The sequence below is a fragment of the Lysinibacillus irui genome, assembly GCF_028877475.1.
GTDB classification, from domain to species: domain Bacteria; phylum Bacillota; class Bacilli; order Bacillales_A; family Planococcaceae; genus Lysinibacillus; species Lysinibacillus irui.
Genome location: NZ_CP113527.1, coordinates 3,709,709 through 3,729,120 on the forward strand (window position 1 = coordinate 3,709,709; position 19,412 = coordinate 3,729,120).

General features: G+C 35.9%; 22 protein-coding genes. 10 read left to right on the plus strand and 12 right to left on the minus strand.

Going from position 1 to position 19,412, the window contains the following annotated elements; all coding sequences use genetic code 11:
- Positions 1-33 precede the first annotated feature (33 nt).
- Positions 34-432, plus strand: a complete 399-nt coding sequence (locus OU989_RS18670) for a hypothetical protein (protein ID WP_274794449.1) — start codon at positions 34-36, stop codon at positions 430-432.
- A gap of 53 nt (positions 433-485) precedes the next feature.
- Here OU989_RS18670 and OU989_RS18675 read toward each other — a convergent pair whose 3' ends face one another.
- Positions 486-1,394, minus strand: coding sequence for a copper amine oxidase N-terminal domain-containing protein (locus OU989_RS18675; protein ID WP_274794450.1), 909 nt, complete (start codon positions 1,392-1,394; stop codon positions 486-488).
- 190 nt (positions 1,395-1,584) lie between these two features.
- On the opposite strand from OU989_RS18675, the gene OU989_RS18680 reads away from it, so the two are divergent.
- On the plus strand, positions 1,585-2,664 hold the full coding sequence (locus tag OU989_RS18680) for a hypothetical protein (protein WP_274794451.1): 1,080 nt from the start codon (positions 1,585-1,587) through the stop codon (positions 2,662-2,664).
- A 46-nt stretch (positions 2,665-2,710) separates the two neighbouring features.
- Here the strand turns inward: OU989_RS18680 and OU989_RS18685 are convergent, their stop codons facing one another.
- From OU989_RS18685 to OU989_RS18695, 3 genes are all read right to left on the minus strand, one after another.
- Positions 2,711-3,373, minus strand: coding sequence for a ribonuclease H family protein (locus OU989_RS18685; RefSeq protein ID WP_274794452.1), 663 nt, complete (start codon positions 3,371-3,373; stop codon positions 2,711-2,713).
- A gap of 137 nt (positions 3,374-3,510) precedes the next feature.
- On the minus strand, positions 3,511-3,858 hold the full coding sequence (locus OU989_RS18690) for a YlbF family regulator (protein ID WP_274794453.1): 348 nt from the start codon (positions 3,856-3,858) through the stop codon (positions 3,511-3,513).
- 16 nt (positions 3,859-3,874) lie between these two features.
- Entirely contained in the window at positions 3,875-5,017 is a 1,143-nt protein-coding gene (locus tag OU989_RS18695) for a DUF445 domain-containing protein (RefSeq protein ID WP_274794454.1), read from the minus strand.
- Between the two features lie 209 nt (positions 5,018-5,226).
- Between OU989_RS18695 and OU989_RS18700 the strand changes: the two genes are divergently transcribed.
- The 4 genes from OU989_RS18700 to OU989_RS18715 all read left to right on the plus strand — a co-directional run bounded on the left by OU989_RS18700 (position 5,227) and on the right by OU989_RS18715 (position 8,868).
- Positions 5,227-5,430 carry a YheE family protein gene (locus OU989_RS18700; RefSeq protein WP_274797379.1) on the plus strand — a complete coding sequence of 68 codons (204 nt, stop codon included), beginning with the start codon at positions 5,227-5,229 and terminating at the stop codon, positions 5,428-5,430.
- Positions 5,431-5,601: 171 nt separating this feature from the next.
- Positions 5,602-6,018: a hypothetical protein gene (locus OU989_RS18705; RefSeq protein ID WP_274794455.1), complete on the plus strand. Its 417-nt coding sequence runs from the start codon at positions 5,602-5,604 to the stop codon at positions 6,016-6,018.
- Between the two features lie 432 nt (positions 6,019-6,450).
- On the plus strand, positions 6,451-7,770 hold the full coding sequence (locus OU989_RS18710; protein ID WP_274797380.1) for a hemolysin family protein: 1,320 nt from the start codon (positions 6,451-6,453) through the stop codon (positions 7,768-7,770).
- A 189-nt stretch (positions 7,771-7,959) separates the two neighbouring features.
- Entirely contained in the window at positions 7,960-8,868 is a 909-nt protein-coding gene (locus OU989_RS18715; RefSeq protein WP_274794456.1) for a cation diffusion facilitator family transporter, read from the plus strand.
- Between the two features lie 18 nt (positions 8,869-8,886).
- On the opposite strand, the gene OU989_RS18720 is transcribed toward OU989_RS18715, so the two are convergent.
- Together OU989_RS18720 and OU989_RS18725 are read right to left on the minus strand one after the other, a co-directional pair.
- A complete protein-coding gene (locus OU989_RS18720; RefSeq protein WP_274794457.1) occupies positions 8,887-9,633 on the minus strand; it encodes an effector binding domain-containing protein in 747 nt (248 codons plus the stop codon).
- A 65-nt stretch (positions 9,634-9,698) separates the two neighbouring features.
- Positions 9,699-10,625: a helix-turn-helix transcriptional regulator gene (locus tag OU989_RS18725; protein ID WP_274794458.1), complete on the minus strand. Its 927-nt coding sequence runs from the start codon at positions 10,623-10,625 to the stop codon at positions 9,699-9,701.
- A gap of 538 nt (positions 10,626-11,163) precedes the next feature.
- Between OU989_RS18725 and OU989_RS18730 the strand changes: the two genes are divergently transcribed.
- On the plus strand, positions 11,164-12,285 hold the full coding sequence (locus OU989_RS18730) for a response regulator (RefSeq protein ID WP_274794459.1): 1,122 nt from the start codon (positions 11,164-11,166) through the stop codon (positions 12,283-12,285).
- Between the two features lie 74 nt (positions 12,286-12,359).
- On the opposite strand, the gene OU989_RS18735 is transcribed toward OU989_RS18730, so the two are convergent.
- Positions 12,360-13,007: a response regulator gene (locus tag OU989_RS18735; RefSeq protein WP_274794460.1), complete on the minus strand. Its 648-nt coding sequence runs from the start codon at positions 13,005-13,007 to the stop codon at positions 12,360-12,362.
- Between the two features lie 12 nt (positions 13,008-13,019).
- Complete coding sequence (locus OU989_RS18740; RefSeq protein WP_274794461.1) at positions 13,020-14,135, minus strand: GAF domain-containing sensor histidine kinase; 1,116 nt, start codon at positions 14,133-14,135, stop codon at positions 13,020-13,022.
- Positions 14,136-14,323: 188 nt separating this feature from the next.
- Here OU989_RS18740 and OU989_RS18745 point away from each other — a divergent pair, with 188 nt between their 5' ends.
- Both OU989_RS18745 and OU989_RS18750 read left to right on the plus strand, forming a co-directional pair.
- Positions 14,324-14,749: a disulfide formation protein C gene (locus OU989_RS18745; RefSeq protein WP_274794462.1), complete on the plus strand. Its 426-nt coding sequence runs from the start codon at positions 14,324-14,326 to the stop codon at positions 14,747-14,749.
- A 56-nt stretch (positions 14,750-14,805) separates the two neighbouring features.
- Positions 14,806-15,645: an RluA family pseudouridine synthase gene (locus OU989_RS18750; protein ID WP_274794463.1), complete on the plus strand. Its 840-nt coding sequence runs from the start codon at positions 14,806-14,808 to the stop codon at positions 15,643-15,645.
- 46 nt (positions 15,646-15,691) lie between these two features.
- Here OU989_RS18750 and OU989_RS18755 read toward each other — a convergent pair whose 3' ends face one another.
- Together OU989_RS18755 and OU989_RS18760 are read right to left on the minus strand one after the other, a co-directional pair.
- Positions 15,692-16,522: an aldo/keto reductase gene (locus OU989_RS18755; RefSeq protein WP_274794464.1), complete on the minus strand. Its 831-nt coding sequence runs from the start codon at positions 16,520-16,522 to the stop codon at positions 15,692-15,694.
- Positions 16,523-16,600: 78 nt separating this feature from the next.
- On the minus strand, positions 16,601-16,771 hold the full coding sequence (locus OU989_RS18760; protein ID WP_274794466.1) for a hypothetical protein: 171 nt from the start codon (positions 16,769-16,771) through the stop codon (positions 16,601-16,603).
- Between the two features lie 390 nt (positions 16,772-17,161).
- On the opposite strand from OU989_RS18760, the gene OU989_RS18765 reads away from it, so the two are divergent.
- Positions 17,162-18,007: a VOC family protein gene (locus OU989_RS18765; RefSeq protein WP_274794467.1), complete on the plus strand. Its 846-nt coding sequence runs from the start codon at positions 17,162-17,164 to the stop codon at positions 18,005-18,007.
- 71 nt (positions 18,008-18,078) lie between these two features.
- On the opposite strand, the gene trmL is transcribed toward OU989_RS18765, so the two are convergent.
- Positions 18,079-18,552: a tRNA (uridine(34)/cytosine(34)/5-carboxymethylaminomethyluridine(34)-2'-O)-methyltransferase TrmL gene (gene trmL, locus OU989_RS18770; RefSeq protein ID WP_274794468.1), complete on the minus strand. Its 474-nt coding sequence runs from the start codon at positions 18,550-18,552 to the stop codon at positions 18,079-18,081.
- A gap of 75 nt (positions 18,553-18,627) precedes the next feature.
- Entirely contained in the window at positions 18,628-19,380 is a 753-nt protein-coding gene (locus OU989_RS18775) for a hypothetical protein (protein ID WP_274794469.1), read from the minus strand.
- Positions 19,381-19,412: the final 32 nt, after the last annotated feature.

Consider the following 19,412-nt stretch of genomic DNA (forward strand, 5'->3'; position numbering starts at 1 on the left):
TCATTATAATTTTTACAAAAGGTGGTGTTGATAGTGTTTATTTTAAAAAATAGCAACCGTACAGCCATTTCGAGCTTTATTCATCAAATAGAAGTAATATTCCACCGGTTTGATTTAGATCGTTGTGATGAAAAAACATTATATGTGACTGTCTTATTTAAATACGGTACACATAAAGCTCTGTGTGATTTTATCTACATTATTGACCAGCAAGAAATATATGGTGCAATTTCTATCAACAAGCACTACGAAAAAGTAAGAGATTTTATTCAACAACACTTCCAGCAATTTGTGCTGTATTCAGATGAAATGACATTAGCTAAAACCTTTATGAAGACAGTATCCTTTAAGGAATGTCTTCAACAATTTGCCAAAAGGTATCCAACCTACTTGTCCTCGAAAAGTCCATATGCCTTGAAAATTGCTGAATGACAGGTAAATTAAAAAATAGTATGCCAGGAAATCCTGGCATACTACTATTTCTTTTATTTTAAATAATCTTCAACAAATTCAACAGGTACATATGTCTTTGTGTTTTTTAGTGTTGGTGCTACTGTTAATGTACGCAATGCTTTGTTATAACCAAATGTTTTGTCTCCACGAGTTAGTGTGTAAGACATATTTCCTTTTGAAAGAATAGCCCCTTTACTTGTAGATTCCACTTTATATCCTAGCTTTTCAGCAATGACACGTAATGGCACCATTTTTGTTCCAGCTAAATCATAAGAATCTAATGCGATGATGCTCTCAATTTCTTCATTTACTGGATTTGTCGTATTTGCTGAATTATCATTAAGAACAATCACTTTAGATGGTGTTGTTTGGGCTGGAATACTTTTAGTAGATGCCGTATAGAAAACAACTAGATGCTGCTCTGCTAAATCTTTAACGTCTACCTTTTCACCTTCTACATTGAGTAGCTCTGTCTCTTTCCCAATATTTAATTTTAGAATATCATACGTATTAGTTAAATCTTCAAAGAAATAATCCACTTCAACAAAGCCCACTTTTTCAGTTTCAACAATAACAACCTCAGGATTAAATTGCGGTGGATAAATATATTTTTGAGGCTTATTAGCAAATGTATAAGCGATCACTTTATCACCTTTTTGAAGCGCTACTTTTTTTCCAGTATTATCAAATACAAGCGTATCTTTAGTAATTTCTAATACATTTGTTTGCTCGCCATCTTTGACTGTGTAATATGTAATGTTTTCTCCAACACGAATATCATCAACAGTACCGCGAGTATTATTGAAAATATGTACTGGATCTATTTGGATTTGTGGAACCTCCGCTGTCGTTGTATGTTCATTTGCTGATGCTACTGGCACAACGGCACTTCCAACTAATAATGCAGTCATGGCTACAGGTGCAAATTTTTTCATGTTCATAAAATCTCTCTCCTTAATGTTTGAATTCATAAGAGTAGTAGTTTTAACATGGAAAAAGTTTCATCGAAAACTGAAAAATACATTATAGATACTACATAAAATAAACTAAAAAGAGGAATTAAACAATATTATATTATTTTTTCTAATATGTTATATTCTTACTTGATTATTATTATAAGGAGATGTTGTATTGAAAAAGTTAATTATACCTATTTTACTATTTAGCCTTTTATTATTTGCTTGTGAGGCTCAACAAACAGAAGAACATTTTGTCCCAGAGCCTGCCAATTCTTCTAATGAAGAAGATTTAAATTTTTCTACTGATGAGTGGCAACAATTAGCATTTGATAGTTCATGGTATCGTAATCTGAATATTAATAGTGAAGATACATATTCTAAAATGGTAGATTTTGAAGGAGATCAAGTACCTGAAATTTTCATAGGTTATAATGGAACACACTATGGTTATATCATAGGTAAATACAATAAAGAAAACAAAACATGGTCGTTATGGACTTCCCTACAAGAAGAGACACCTATTCATGGAGAAGTACGTTTTAAAGGCTATTTGAAGGAACAAGACAATAAGGAGATACCCTTAATTACAGTTTTTAATGCTAATGCATCTAACTATTCTGAGGTGCTTCACTTACTAAAAGTTTCAAATGACAACAACAAAATTATTAGCGGTCAAACTTATAACCTCTCAATGAATAGAGAGTTAGTAATAGACAGTGCTAATTCATTTAGTATCCAAGCAGAAAGTTATTCAGAACACTATAAACTTCTAGACCATACAATTATAAATGAATATGGTACAACTAAGCTTTTTTCTGGATTACCTATTATTCAAAATGATAGCTTACTTACTCTTCTAAATCATAATTTCTTTCAAACTGGCATTATTTTTGGAGATTCTTATCCTACTGCCAAGATTAAAGCGGGTACTCCAAATTATGAAGACTTTTATGAAGGAGGCCTATGTTCTTTCTACGAAGATTATTTCTTTTGCCTAGGTGAAGATGAAATCCCAATTAGCCATTTTTATTTATCGAATTTTAGAAACAACGTAACAAAAGCAGATCTGGAACAAGCTGTTGGTCAAGGCATTCAAATTAGTTCATTTGAAAGATTTGAAAATCCTGATGATATTGTTTATTATGCTGATTTTGAATTCGATAACGTTTATTTTCATGCGGAGTTCAATCATAATCAAAGTGATGCAACTTTAGTGAATCTAACATTAAGCTTAACATTGCATAATAGCTAGAAGCGATAAACCACCAGTGAAAATTTACTGGTGGTTTCATCATTCGTTATTCTTTAACAATCTCACTCAAACCAGTAATATCGATACCATTTAATGCTTGGGTAGCTAGGCGGTCCGCTTCTGAATTGTCCTTACGCGAAATAAGCTGGTATTCCGCTTGGATGCTAAGCTGCTCTAACTTAGCATCAATTTTATCTGCCCAACTTGCTAATTCCTTTTCTAATGCTGGCCATTCGCCACTTAACTGATTGATGACCACCTGCGAATCTCCTATAAAGCGTACAGGTATATGGTGAACATGTAATAATTCTAGCTCCACTAAGCCTAAATAGAGCGCTGCATATTCTGCTTCATTATTTGATTTAAGCTCTGATGAAAAGGCATTTCTTCTTAAACGATAAGGCTTACCGTTTTGTTCATAATATATGGCACACCCTAGCCCTGCCTGCCTTGTCCCCCTGTCAAAGCCTCCATCAAAATAGACTGTAATATTATGGGGCTCTGTATCTATTTCCTTTAAATATGCTTTTAGTTCTTTTAATGTCCAATTTGTATTTTGTCGATCAATACAATGAAGGGACTTAACTCTTCCCGTTTTCTCCATATCCTCTGCAAGTAATAAAGCTTGAGCGGCTGGCATTTCTTCAGAACGTAAAACAGTTGTTGCTCCTTTAGGTGTTTTATAGGTCCATTCAATAAGTACATGCATAATATTAACCTCCAATACGCTTAGATTGAAACATAAAGTAAAAACGTGTACCGACCACTTGCGGATACACGTTCTTTTACTTACTTGTTATATGTGCAATTCTTAGGACAATTATTCCTTTTTAAATTGCTATTATCTTATTGAATCCCCTCATATAAGCCTTGGATCGGTTTTATTAAAATACGATTCACTTCTTCGATCACCTTGCTTAACTTCATTTCAGCTTCAAGCATAGTTGATATTTTTTCATTTTGCTGTGCGAGCTGTGCCGCCTTTTGTGCATAGACAAGCTCATCTTCCAAAATATCCTCACCAGCTAGTTGTTTTTTCTGTAAATCGATTTGGATTTTACGGAAGTTTTTAAAGACATTTAATGCCTCTTCATCATTTTTTACAACTTCAACAGCAGCCTTTAAAGCTTCAAACTCAGAAGTTTTACGGAATGTTGCCTCAAGCGCATTAATGTCATTATAAATATTAATCATTTATACAATCTCCTTTTTAAATAAAGTAAACAATTAACCCTTGCACAATCCCAATCAATCCACCAAGAACTGCACCTAATACGGTAATCATTTTAAACTCACGTTTTGAAATACCTAATACAAGCTCCTCTAATTTTGCTACCGGGAAGGAATCTACCTGTTCTCGAACAACTTCTTGTAGATTTAAACGTTTTAATACATCCTCAAGTTTTTCCTCTGCTTTCACAAAAGCTTTGTCAATAACTTGTGGAATTACCGTATATTTGGCCCACTCATTTCCTTCAGGCCAGTAATAAGAAATCGGTTGATTTAAACGTTCAGAAATAGCTAATTGCTCTTTTACATACACTTGTAATTTCGATAAAATCGGCTCAAATTGAATATCTTGTAAAAAGTCCATTGCTGGTCGATCTTTTAATTTTTCCCATTCCTGTGTAAATATTTTCGTTAGTAAAGTTGAAGTTCCTGGTGCTTGTAGAAACTTCACAAGCTCACGTTGAACTTTTCCAACTAGTGAGGAGGAATCACCTAAAAACATGTTGATCATACCACCAAGAGACCCCTTGGATGATAAGAAGTCATCAATCATTGCCTTAATCGTCATTTCGCCTTCAGGTGATAAAAAATAATCCTCACCCTTTTCCAAAATATGATGTACGGCTACAGGAATTTTTGCATCAATTGTATTTTGAATATCTTCAGACAACAGTGTACGAATTGATTTTGTTGATAGTGTATTCTTTACTGACGCAAATTGTCCCTCAACAATCGCTTCAACCTTCTGCTCAATGGTACTGGGCATGTGTGAAAAGCCCGCTAAGTTTAGCCAATCTTGAATTGTTTTATCGTTTGTAAAGATTGTTTCTTCAACCTTTGTTTGCACAAAATGTTCTACTTTGTCCTGGATGTCCTTTGAGAAAAATTTCTTTCTAAATGTTTCAGGCGTTAATAAATAATTCACGACTGTAAGGCCAAGCTGCTTCGCCAATTCATCACGTCTTTTTGGAATAAGTCCTGGTGTAAATGGTACACGCCAATTTTTAATATATATCGCATTATGTGGGCGAAAAAGCATTTTAATGGCCAAATGATTTGTTACGCCCCCAATAGCAGCCCCAATAATTGCCATAAAAAGTAATGTCACTAGAAAATTGTCCATTAGTATCCTCTCATTTCAATTGTATTCATGATTGGCGTAATTTGTCGCCTTCTGCACTCATTATAGCAGAGCAATGTTTTTCAACGAAAGAAATACCCTCTTTAGAATATCAAACTTATTCTATTACTATCTATGAAAAGCGAATAGTTGCAAAAATACCGTTATCCTTGAATAATATGAACTACATAGTACAGAAATGGGGTTAAATGATGATTCAGCATTTCAGTTTTAAACCTTTATTTGAAAATACTCAACTTCCAGGATGGTCCATTTCGTTTTTTTATCTGCGAGAACGATATGCAGCTGAGTATTTAAAGGACGGCACAATTCAATGGATAGGATCCATTCCTCCAAATGAGGAAGATGTTAAAAAAATGATTCATGAGCTTATGCTTTTCCACGTATACGAGTAACAAAAATAGTCATTTTTTCATGATACCCCCGCATAAAAATACCTATATTTACTATAAATAGCACGCCCTTTAAGCTAATTATGTTGATTCATGTTGAAATTTGTATATTTTTCTTATACATTTAGGGTATTAATTTAATAGTAAATGTTTTTTATGCAGGGGGCCATTTTAATGAGTAAAGTCGCACTTTCAGATGATCTAAACAGCTATAATTCCAAAGCGTTAATTCGTACAAAAGTAAAAGAATTATTTTCAGAATTTTCCACCAAAATATTCGAACTAGCCGATGAAGCTGGTGCTATTAACAGTAAAAAATTTGAAGCTCTTTCTGGCTTTAAAAGCGACTTTTATAATGAATATTGTAGTCAATTAAAGGGCTTTTTTGATTCTTCTGCTAGTACTTTCGGTAAGAAATCAATCAAAACTTTATATTTAACGTATAATGGTAAAAACTATATCCTCACACAACAGGGCATTACGGAAAAAGCGCCTGTATCCATAGCACCTTTTACTGAAGAAATACCTGTAAAGGAAACCATTCATGATGTTGAAAAGGCATGTTTAAAATTACGCTTCCAACAAGAATAAACCAGAAAGCATTTTTAAGTACGTAGAAAAGAGAGAGTCTCAAAAATGAGACTCTCTCTTTAGCTATAAAAAATAATTCATTTAAAAAAATCCGCAAGCTAAAGCACTCTTGAGATTTTTGACGTGTCGTATTATATGAGATGCAAAATGCTTCTTTCCCTAAACAAACCCTTTGCTCTTTTTTAAATTAGCATATAGTATTGGCAATTACAATCTTTTGGTATTTGAATCTAGTGACTTTTTTCGAAAAGCCACTTGAAAAACAAGCGAAAAAGTTGTTGTCAATATTTGTGTTTTTCTTTTAAATAATTTATGATTGAAACATCCAACAATTTTTTAAATCATAGGAGGTGTACACTTTGTTTACTTCCCTCATTCGGGCGGGAACAAAGGAATTATTTGGACGGAGACATATTGGAGATAACCATTAGGTTGGCGGCATTCGCCCTACTAATTATAATGACAGGATTTTTCGTTGCAACTGAATTTGCAATCGTAAAAGTGAGATCTACCCGCATTGATCAATTGCTCGCTGAAGGGCATAAAAAAGCGAAAAATGCTAAACGTGTTGTTTCAGATTTAGATGAATACTTATCTGCGTGTCAGCTAGGTATCACCATCACTGCACTCGGTTTAGGTTGGTTAGGTGAACCTACATTCGAAATTATTTTGCACCCAGTGTTTGAATTTCTAAATTTGAATGGTAGTATTACATCTATCCTTTCATTCATACTTGCATTCTCTATCGTAACGTTTATGCATGTTGTTATTGGGGAATTGGCGCCAAAAACATTAGCCATCCAAAAAGCAGAATTTGTCACATTAAACTTTTCTGGCCCATTAATTTTATTCCACAATATAACATATCCAATCATTAAGTTATTAAACGGATCTGCCCGCGGATTAACTGGTCTTTTCGGCTTAAAAATGATGTCAGAATCTGAAGTAGCTCATACAGAAGAAGAGCTGCGCATGATTTTGTCGGATAGTTTAAAAGGTGGGGAAATTAATAACTCAGAATATGAATATGTTAACAGTATTTTTGAGTTTTCAGATCGTCTTGCAAAAGAAATTATGGTTCCTCGAACTGAAATTGTTGGCATTGATAAAGAGCTAACAATTAAAGAAGTATTTGATTTAATGGGTGTTGAGCAATATACTCGTTATCCAATTCTTGATGGAGATAAAGACCATATTATCGGCTTAGTCAACATGAAGCATTTATTAACCGCTTACATTAAAGACTCAAAGAATGGTGATAAACCAGTTATTGACTATATGCAGCCTATTATTCGAGTAATGGAAACAACGCAAATTAACGATTTATTACTAAAAATTCAACGAGAACGTATTCATATGGCCATTTTAATGGATGAATATGGCGGAACATCTGGTTTAGTAACGATTGAAGATATTATTGAGGAAATTGTCGGCGATATTCAAGATGAATTCGATGAAGATGAGATCCCAGAAGTACAAGAAATTGCAGAAAATCACTTTATTTTAGATGCCAAGATGCTTCTTGAAAATGTGAATGATATGCTAGGTACTGACATAGAAGATGATGATATTGATACTATTGGCGGTTGGTTCATGACAAAGCGTTTTGATGCAGTCGAAGGAGACAGTATTCAGGAGCAAGGTTTTGAATTTATCGCAAAGGAATTAGATGGACACCATATTTTATACTTAGAAGTTCTGAAATTACCTGAAAGTGATTTATCAAATGAATTAGACGCTGTCACTGACTAAAATTGAATTGCCTTATTGAACTTGTCGTGGTACTATTAAAAGCACGCTTGTTTATTCAAGGCTATAAATATGGTTGTTCCTTCACACCTTATAGGTGGGAGGAATTCCGTAAGAAATAGATGAAAACGACTCCCTTTTCAAAAGGGGGTCGTTTTCTAATGTCCGAAAGTTTTGCGAGGAGGAAACAAAATGGAGCTCTATACAAATTTACGTCAAGGGGAAAAAGGTGCCTGGTTATCCATCGGTACATATCTAATTTTAAGCTCCATTAAGCTAACGATTGGCTATATTGGTACGTCGGAGGCATTAAAAGCAGATGGCTTAAATAATACGACAGATATTATCGCGTCTATCGCGGTATTAATTGGCTTACGTATTGCTCAAAGACCGCCTGATTCCAATCATCAATATGGACATTTACGTGCTGAAACAGTTGCCTCTTTGGTAGCATCATTCATTATGCTCGTTGTGGGTCTTCAGGTACTAATCAATTCTTTACAAAGTTTATGGGAACCCACTGGTACAACCCCATCCCTCTTAACAGCTTATGTAGCAATAGGAAGTGCTGTAGCTATGTATGTTGTTTATCGCTATAATTTAGCACTATCTAAAAGAATTAAAAGTGCTGCTGTTAAAGCTGCTGCCTTTGACAATCGCTCAGATGCACTTGTCAGTATTGGAACAGCAATCGGTATTTTCGGAGCTATATTTGGCTTCCCTATTATCGATTCTCTTACAGCCCTAGTCGTAGCCTTTTTAATTATTAAAACTGCAGTCGAAATCTTTTGGGAAGCTGTGCAAAGTCTTACTGATGCATTTGACATTGATGAGGTCGAGACTTTATCAGTCTTAATACGTAATGTTGATGGTGTAATCGAGCTCTTGGATTTTAAAGGTCGAGCACATGGTAATATGTACTTTATCGATATAACCGTAACAGTTGACCCTTACCTCAATGTTTTTGAAAGCCATCGTATTACCGAGGAAATAGAACGTACCATTTTACGTGAAAATCGTTTTTGCCAGGTTCTCGTGCATATCGAGCCGCATATCGAAATGATTCTCCCACAAAACGACGACAAGTCTCCTACCAATTGATTGGTAAGAGACTTGTTTTTATTTTACCGCTATATAGATTTCTACCTGAGCTTCCTGTGGATTCGCACAACGTTCATCATACAATTCAAAATCTCCTGTATACGTTCGTTCTACGCCAGAGTTGGCAAACCATGCCCAAATGTCTTGCCATGTTTGTATGACAACGTCTGGTAACGCTCCTTGATTTGATGTAAAAACTAAATATTTAGCTGCTGGTACGGTTTTAACAGTTAAACCAGCTGGTATGTCACCATCAAGACTATTTAACATTTGTACTCCTAGTGTAATGAAGTATTCCCCATTTACATCCGTCTCGTAATCCGAATATAAACCATAGATGTTTGCATTTTTTTGATTAGCTATTTGCTCTATAATATTTTGCTGATAAAAATCATTCCATAATTGCGGGATTTTAGCTTGTGACGTTATTTCTTTTGCATTGCTTGTTTGGGCTGATATTCCTACGATTTGAAATGAATCCCTTTCCACCATTTTCGGGTCCTTCCATTCGCCTTTTCTCCATCTTTTTAAGCTAGGTAAAAAAGAATTAAGCATACTACGTGCTTCATTTTCAGGCATACCCTCTTCCTTTAGATGCTGCACACAAAGGTCAATCATCCCTTCTACGGTTAATTGAGGTTGTGTAAATTTGCCTTCCTCATAACAATAAGCACAATACTCCTGACTTTTGTGACCACCTTTTTCAGTTCCTAATAATGCCTCTTCTATTAATGGCATTCCACAGCTTTGACAATAGCTCTGCATGTTTACTCCACCTTTCGCTTTAGTTGTCCTAACTATAGCAAAGGAAACCTGACAACTGTCTGTCATCAATTGTTTTCATTTTTATATAAATAAACAATTTCTTGTGCTCGTTTTTGAATAATATCTCTTATATACAATGGTTCTATAATTTTTATACGATGGCCAAAACTAAGTAAAAAGCCATAAAGCCATTCATCTTCGGGTATCGAGATATGAATCATGGACTGCTCATGATCAATATGCTCTGCACCAAACGATTCTTCCACCAATGTCGTGATCTTTTTATCAAAAGAAATAACTAAATTGACTAAGTTTTGAGGTTGATGCCATTCTTTACCCCAAGGGAGTTCACTTAAATTAACTTTCTTACGCTCAAATGTGGAATCCTCTTGAATTATATTTTTCATTCTCGCCAGTTTAAACAAACGAAAATCCCTTCTTAAGACGCAATAGCCATATAAATACCATGTCTTTCCTTTTTGAACTAACGTATGCGGTTCAACTACTCGATTTGTTTGTTGACCATATGTAGTGGAATAGCTGAAACTTACACAATGCTTACTTGCTATTGCTTTCTTTAACGTTGTAACAAGCTCTTTAAAAACAGTGTTTGGTCCCCATGGACTAAGATCTACAAATAGGTGATCAATCGATTGTTTTACTTGGCTATCCGCAATACTTGTTAATTTCTCAAGAACTGCTTCAGCATGTGAATCCTCATAGGTAGTCAAGGCACTTTTAATAGCGATGGAAAGTGAAGTAAGCTCATCTTTTGTCAAAACTTGTTTATCGACACGATAGCCTTCAATTAAACTAATACCTCCATTAACACCTTGTTGACTAATAACAGGTACACCTGCACAGCTAAGTGTTTCAATATCTCGATAAATCGTACGCACTGACACATTAAATAGCTCTGCTAGTTCTTGAGCTTTAACCTTTTTACGATTAATTAAAATCATCGTCATGGTTAATAGACGCTCTAATTTCATGCAAAATCTCCTTTCAGATATATCCCATAGTTCCTATACTCTATTACATCTTAGTTACTAACAAACTATCCTTTTAAGTATTTTTTAAGTACTTTTTGAGTTTTATTTAAGACAAATGTACTATAATAACGCCTAATTAACAATTACAATGATTATACTATTTTTACAATATAAGATAACAATGCATCTGGCTACACGACAGCTTTATTTCTCAATACAATATTGTTTTATTTTTTTATAAGAATAGTTTCAAAATTTAAACGCCTAAACAATTATTTCAATTCTCTTACACAACATAAAAAACTTCTAACTTCTATATAATGAACGGCGGGTACTTTCTATGAAGGGAATCTCAACACACCACAGGATCTACTACTCTCGCCTGTGATAGATTTACCCCTAAGATTGCTTTTTTCTATTAGCAAATTTTTAATAGAAAAGATTTGCTTTTCTCCCCCCTTCATTATATAGAAGCCTTTTCACCCAAAATAAACTAGTTTAATGGTTTTCAATTTAATTGTAAAAAGGAGAGTTTGATGTGATTCGAGCCGTTTTAATAGACAATGAACCTTTAGCTTTACACTACTTCCAAAATAAACTACACGCCTTTCAACAAATACAGGTTATTCAAACCTTTACAAGTGTAGAAAAATTTCTTAATGAGTTGCCAAACATAGAGTTTGACGTCATGTTTTTAGAGATAAAACTCCAAGAATTATCTGGACTTGAAGTAGCAGATATTATTAAAACAGAACGTCCACAAGTCAGCGTTATTTTTATTACCTCCTATCATGAATTTGCTTTACAAGCCTATGAAATCGGAGGTCTCGATTATTTATTAAAGCCTATTAGTCATACTCGTTTAGAAAAATCGATAGCCCGTATTGAGCATGAATTTTCTATACAGCAAATGCTACAACAAGCAACACAAACAGTCTTAAACGTACAATGCTTTGATCAATTTGCTGTCTATAGCAATAATAGCTTAGTGGCATTTAAAACTGAAAAGACGAAGGAATTATTTGCTTATTTTATTTTGCACCCAAACATACCGATACATCGAGATAATTTAATTGATATTCTATGGCCAGATTTAGATTATGTACGTGCCAAATCAAATCTTCATACAGCTCTTTCTTATTTAAGAAAAACGTTAAATACAATAGGCTATGACAACTGTATTGTTTTTTCAAACAAATACTATGTTTTTGAAAAACCAAATATTGTGTGTGATTTATATGATTTTCAAAAACTTCATGAAGAATTTTCACGTTTGGAATTTCCCTCTATTTCATTGATTCATCAGTGTCTTTCTATTTATAAAAATGGCCTATTTGTTTTCGATGATTATGAATGGTCAACTGCCTACAAAGATAGATTAACGAAATCATACATAGAGTTACTAGAAAAAGGGTTTCAACTAACGATTTTTTCAGATACTGAAAAAGCAATTGAATTTTTACACGCTTTATTAGATTATGATCCATACAATGAACAAAAACTTGAGCACTATTTGTATACGTTAATACAGGCAGGACTTCATGAACAGGCACACAAAATATTCCAAGCATATAAGCAAAAACTAAAGGAAGATTTAGCACTAACACCAAGCCCTTCCTTACTAGAAATATCCAAAAAATTAATTGTTTACAATAAATAGTTTTAAAAACGGCGAGTACTACTAATTTGTAGGTACTCGCCGTTTAATTATCAACTTATATTTGCTGTACGTCTTTAAGTGCCACTACCCTCTGTTAGGCCATGCTTCACTGCATAGAGCGCAGCCTGTGTACGGTCTTGCACTTGTAGCTTTGTAAAGATATTTGAAATATGCGTTTTAACCGTTTTTTCAGTAACAAAAAGTGAGGATGCTATTTCTCGATTACTCTTTCCTTTTGTAAGCTCTGCTAGCACATCTTGCTCGCGAGGTGTTAACGGATTTAATAAATGTGGTGCATTTTGTGATTCTTGTCGGTCCATTTCAAGCGTTGTGGTTGCATCTGGATGCAATGTATTTTCGCCACGCATTATACGTCGAATGGATAATACTAATTCATCTGGCTCAATATCTTTTAACTGATAGCCAGCTGCTCCCGCCTCCATTGCTGGAACAACATGATCTCGATCAGAAAAGCTAGTGAGCATTAAAATTTCTATTTGTGGATATTTGGCTTTGATGCGTTTAGTTGCCTGAATGCCATCCATTTCTGGCATGACTAAATCCATTAAGATAATATCTGGTTGGATACTTTCTGCTAATGATACAGCTTCAAGTCCATTTTTCGCCTCTCCGACAACCTCAATATCTTTTTGTGTCTTTAAGAAAAACAAAAGTCCACGACGTACCACATGATGATCGTCTGCAATTAATACTCGTATCATGTCCTCTCCCCCTTAATATGGTAAGCGGATTAGCAGCTCCGTACCTTTGCCTATTTCACTTACCCAGTCAGCGGTGCCACCCACTGATTTAGCACGATCTTTTATAGATTGTAAGCCCATTGACAGCAACTTTATATTATTGTCGATTACAAATCCCCGTCCCTCATCACGAATAACCAATAAAATATCTGTAGGTGTCACAGTAATATATAATGCTGCTTCTAGCACACCAGCATGGCGACGCACATTATTTAATGCTTCTTGAGCTACTCGAAATAATGTTTCTTCAATACGTGAGGGGAATTGTAGTACACCTGACACCGTAACATGTAATTTTAATCCTAGCATTTCAGCATATACCTTTATGGCTTCAAGTAAACCATTTTCTAATCCCTTAGGGCGCAATTGCCAAATCAACGCACGCATCTCTGTTAGGGCATCTTGTGTTAAGTGCTGAATCTCTTTAAAGGTTTCTTTCACCTCATGGTCCTCTGTCATTTCAATACCAGCTCTCGCTGTTAATGTTACGGAGAATAGAAGTTGATTGACAGAATCATGTAAATCACGCGCTAGACGGTTCCGTTCCTTCACAAGGGCCATTTCTTGCTCTTGTTTTGTTAATAAAATTCGTTTAATCGCCGACCCCATCTGAAATGCCACCGATTCTAGTAAGGCAAGATCTTCCTCTGAAAAACGTACAGTGTCCTTCGATGCAACATTTAACACCCCAAAACGTTCTTGTCCAGATTGCAGGGGTACTGTGGCATGATGTGTAATCCCTTCATGGTCTCCAACATTTGCTGCGATAGCACTTTCAATACGTTGACACTCGATAATATTTGAAGCTTTTTTCAGTTCCTCATTGCGATAACGGGAGACACACCAACAGCCACCCTTATTTAAATAATGACAATTTTTATATTCCAATGCTTCTGGTAAATTTTCATGGACAACAAGCTCAGAGCGCCCCTTTGCATCAATAAAAAAAATCCAACCTGTTTCAAATTTGGTGCCATTTAAAAATTTGATGAGTGCACCTTTTAGCATTGTGACAATTTCAGTTTCTTCATTTAATAGTTCAGCAATTTCTTTTAAAATACCGATATTGGAATGCTCATTCTCCCTCACGAAAACACCTCTTCTTTAGCATTACTACTACTAATGATACCATTAAGGAGTTAGAGTCGTCTGCTTCCGTCATTCATACTTTAGACTGAAATTAAAGGCATACCTTATTTTGCGTAAGTTGATTTACATATAAAACTAGAACATCTATAATCGTACAAGTACATGGTTTTATGAAGGGAAGATTGGAAATGTCTAAAAAAGAGGAAAATGGCTTATTATTTATTTGGATTGTTTCTGCAGTAGCGACATTAGGTTCATTATACTTTTCCGAAATTCGTCACTATGAGCCTTGTAAATTATGTTGGATTCAACGTATTTTTATGTACCCAATTGTCATTATGACAACTGTAGCATTTATTCAAAAAAATGCTCGCATCGCTGTCACAACGGCCGTTTTTTCTGTCATCGGAGGCTGTATTTCACTATACCATTACGGCATTCAAAAGCTTAGCTTTTTAGCTGATAATGCTCCTTCCTGTGGCGCGGTTTCTTGTACAGGACAATATATTAACTGGTTAGGATTTATTACTATTCCGTTTCTAGCATTAACTGCATTTATTTTAATCGCAGGGGCAAGCTTTTATATAATAAAGGCTGCTAAAGCTGCAAAATAATCGAAAGACCGTGTTCTACCATTGGAATACGGTCTTTTCATCGGAGGATACAATCTATGTTTCTTTATGAAATGAATGAAGATAACTTAACTATTGAAGAGCTATTGCGTAATCAGTGGAGGCTTGGGAAAAAGCTAGTCCATGAATTACGTATGGCTAAAGCAATCACATTAGCAAATGATGAGCTTATTCAATGGAATACACCTTTACAGACAGGAACGATAATCAAAATTACGTTTCCTATTCCAACATCTAGCTACAAACCAACACCTGTTTGTGCTATTGACGTTGTCTATGAAGATGACCATTGTTTAATCGTATCGAAGCCAAAAGGTATGGCAACACACCCTAATGATGAACGTGATACGCATACTTGTATGAACCATGTTATGGCACACATAAAAGAACATGGTGGCATTTATGCAGAGCATGTCCATCGTCTCGATAAAGGAACACAAGGGTTACTGCTTGTAGCAAAGCATCCTTTAGCAAAATCTATTTTTGATCGGATGATTGAGGAAAAATCTATTATTCGTACGTATGCTGCAGAAGTCCAAGGAAATTTAAGGTCTTCCACTGGAACTATTTCTGAGCCAATTGGCAAAGACCGACATCATGCTACAAGACGTGTTGTGTCCAAAACTGGTCAGCATGCTGTAACTCACTATGAAGTTGTGGCTCGCTACAAAAATTCCTGTGTTGTCCATCTGATTCTTGAAACTGGACGTACACATCAAATACGTGTTCATTTAGCCTATATCGGCCATCCGATTATCGGCGATACAATGTACGGCGCACGAGAAACGGCAAGCGGTGACTATGAGCTCCATGCCATTCAATTAGAATTTGAACATCCATTTTTAAATCAACGAATTATCGTTAAGGACGAGCAATAATCAAAAAAATCCCGCTTCTCTCCTCTGAGAGCGGGATTTTTACTTATTAGAAATCAAATTTAAAATGATCAGGATCTTGCCCAAATCGCTGATTGCGATTTAATGTTGCCATCTTCTCCATTTGTTCCTGTGTTAATGCAAAGTCAAAAATCTCTGCATTTTCCTCAATTCGGCTCGGAGTCACTGATTTAGGTATAACAAGTGTATCATTTTGTAAATGCCAACGTAGCACTACCTGAGCAGGCGTTTTACCGATTTCTTTCCCTATTTCAACAATGGTAGAATCAGTAAGTACGCCTCCACGACCTAGCGGTGACCAAGCAGTAACCGCAATTTGGTGTTCACTGCAAAATGCACTTAATGCTTGTTGCTGTAAATAAGGATGTACCTCCACCTGATTAACCATCGGAGCGGTATTTGCCTTAGCCAATATTTTCTCTAAATGGTGCTCATGATGATTTGATACACCCGTTGCACGAATTAGTTTTTCGTCATATAGGCGTTCAATCGCGCGATATGTTTCTTCAAATGTTTCTGGGACAGCCCAATGTGTTAAATATAAATCTAAGTAATCCATATTTAATTTCTTGAGTGAAACCTCAAAAGCACGTAATGTTGCGTCATATCCTTGGTCATTATTCCATACTTTAGTCGTCACAAAAATATCTTCACGTCGAATACCTGAATGACGAATGGCTTCTCCTACTTCTACTTCATTACCATACAATGATGCTGTATCAATCGCTCGATAACCAAATTTTAATGCTTTGTCGATGGCCTGTAATGTCTCTTCACGTTCTGTCATTTTATAAACCCCTAAGCCGAAGCGAGGCATTTCTACACCATTAGATAATGTTTTTGTTGATTGTAAATGCAAGAACTACAACCCCTTTCTTTTCCTAGTACCATTATACAAAATATTGGATTTAAGAAAAATAAAGAAGGTTTCATAACACTACTCTTTCTTTAATTCAACATCTTCCAATTGTATAGGATCAGCAATACGCTCATCCTCTGCCAACTCCAGACCGTCTCGTAAATGCTCCATCTGCTTTCCTAAATCTTTTAATTCCTTCATATCTCTTGCCATCGTACCATTTTCAATGTTTGGCACCTTTTTTTCCATAATGATCACCTCATTTATAGTTTTCCCTATATCGATATGTTTGAACCATTTCTGACATATTTTATTCAGCTATGTCGTTTCATTTTTATAATAGATAGGCTATACTAAAAAGAGATGTCTTTATAAACATGAGGAGGGTACTTCCATGAAATTATTATTAATTCTTGGTGTAACAATTGCTTTCTTATCTGCTATTTTCACTGCTGGTTACGAAGGCGACTACAAAGCTGATAAATAAAACCTCAAGAAAATCACTAAGCATAGAAAAATGCTTAGTGATTTTCTTTTTTTATGGAACAATATAATTACTTGACTTTCCTTTATTTTTAAAATAAACTAACTTACATAAAGTAACTAGATAAAAAAAGATAACTAACCGGAGGTATCCACATGCATTTTCATGAAAAACCGAATACTTATGTCACAAATGTTGAATTAAAAGTAAGTGATCTACAACGCTCTTTAACATATTATCAAGATGTCATTGGCTTCAAAGTTTTACACCAAGAATCACATAAAGCTACGTTAACAGCAGATGGACGTACAGCTTTATTGACAATTGTTCAACCTGAAACAGTAGAAGAAAAGCAACGTATGACTACTGGCCTTTATCACTTTGCTCTACTATTACCAACCCGTCGTGATTTAGCAAATATTATTACTCATTTTCATGAAAAAGGCGTATATCTTGGAGCTTCCGACCACGCTGTGAGTGAAGCACTTTATTTAAATGATCCTGACCATAATGGCATTGAGGTTTATGTGGATCGACCTGAAAGTGAATGGACATGGTATGTCGATCAAGTGCATATGGTAACGGAGCCATTAAATATTCAATCAATCTTAGAAGAAGGCAATGGAAACTGGAGTGGTCTTCCAGAAGGAACAGTAATGGGACATATTCATTTATCTGTCTCCAACTTAGCAGAGACTGAGCAATTTTATACAAAGGGCTTAGGTTACGATATTGTCTCACGCTATGGCACACAAGCATTATTTATTTCTACAGGTCGATATCACCATCATATCGGTTTAAATACTTGGCATTCTGAAAATGCTCCAAAGCTTGGTGAAAATCAAGTGGGCCTAAAGACATTCTCGCTACGTTTAGACAATGAAGAACAAGCATCTTCTATGAAAGCAAACTTACGTGCAATGGGTGCACCTGTCATAGATATTGACGGTGGGTTCCAAACTGAAGACCCTTCAGGGAATGTTGTATTATTGAAATTTTAATCATATGTAAAAAGCAATTCTCACATATAAGTTGCCTATTCATGGGCAGCCCTATATAGAGAATTGCTTTTTTAATGTAATCCTGGATATCCTTGTTGACGTAATGCCTCATAAATTACAATAGCAGCCGTATTAGATAAATTAAGAGAACGGACATGCTCACTTTGCGGAATACGTAAACACATATCTCGACGTTCATAAGCAAAGTCCTTTGGCAAACCTGTTGTTTCTTTTCCGAACATAAAATAAATATCTCGGTTTTGATCACTAAAATCATGTGTCGTAAATGGCTCTTCACTATATGTTTCGATTAAATATACATCTCCATTTTTAGAGTATTCTATAAAATCATCAAGTGAGTCATGATAGACCACATTAACACTATGCCAATAATCTAAGCCCGCACGTTTAAGCATTTTATCATCCGTCGAAAAGCCAAGTGGACGAATTAAATGTAACGATGTATTAGTGCCTGCACAGGTGCGAGCAATGTTCCCTGTATTGGCTGGTATTTCTGGTTGATACAAAACGATATGCAATGGCATAACGGTACACTTCCTTATTAAGAATTTCTTTAAATCGGTTTAAGAGGACTGCGAAACTCATTTAGAGGGCAACTCTCACTTTTGGAGCGGTTTTGCCTGCATAGGAGCGACTTCCCCTCTGCTTTGAGCGGGGCTCGGCTCTTTTGGAGCGATTTTACCCGCTTTTGGAGCGGTTGCCATCTCTTTTCGAGCGACTTCACCCACATATGGAGCGGTTGCCATCTCTTTTCGAGCGACTTCACTCACTTTTGGAGCGGTTGCCACCTCTTTTCGAGCGACTTCACTCACTTTTGGAGCGGTTGCCATCTCTTTTCGAGCGACTTCACTCACTTTTGGAGCGGTTGCCGCCTCTTTTGGAGCGACTTCACTCACTTTCGGAGCGGTTACCACCTCTTTTGGAGCGACTTCACCCACATTTGGAGCGGTTGCCATCTCTTTTCGAGCGACTTCACTCACTTTTGGAGCGGTTGCCACCTCATTTGGAGCGACTTCACTCACTTTCGGAGCGGTTACCACCTTTTTTGGAGCGACTTCACTCACTTTTGGAGCGGTTGCCATCTCTTTTCGAGCGACTTCACTCACTTTTGGAGCGGTTGCCACCTCTTTTCGAGCAACTTCACTCACATTTGGAGCGGTTGCCATCTCTTTTCGAGCGACTTCACTCACTTTTGGAGCGGTTGCCACCTCTTTTCGAGCGACTTCACTCACTTTCGGAGCGGTTACCACCTTTTTTGGAGTGACTTCACTCACTTTTAGAGCGGTTGCCACCTCTTTTCGAGCGACTTCACTCACTTTTAGAGTGGTTATCACTGCATTTGGAACCGCCACACCCACCTGGAGCGGTTGCTACTCCTCTAAAG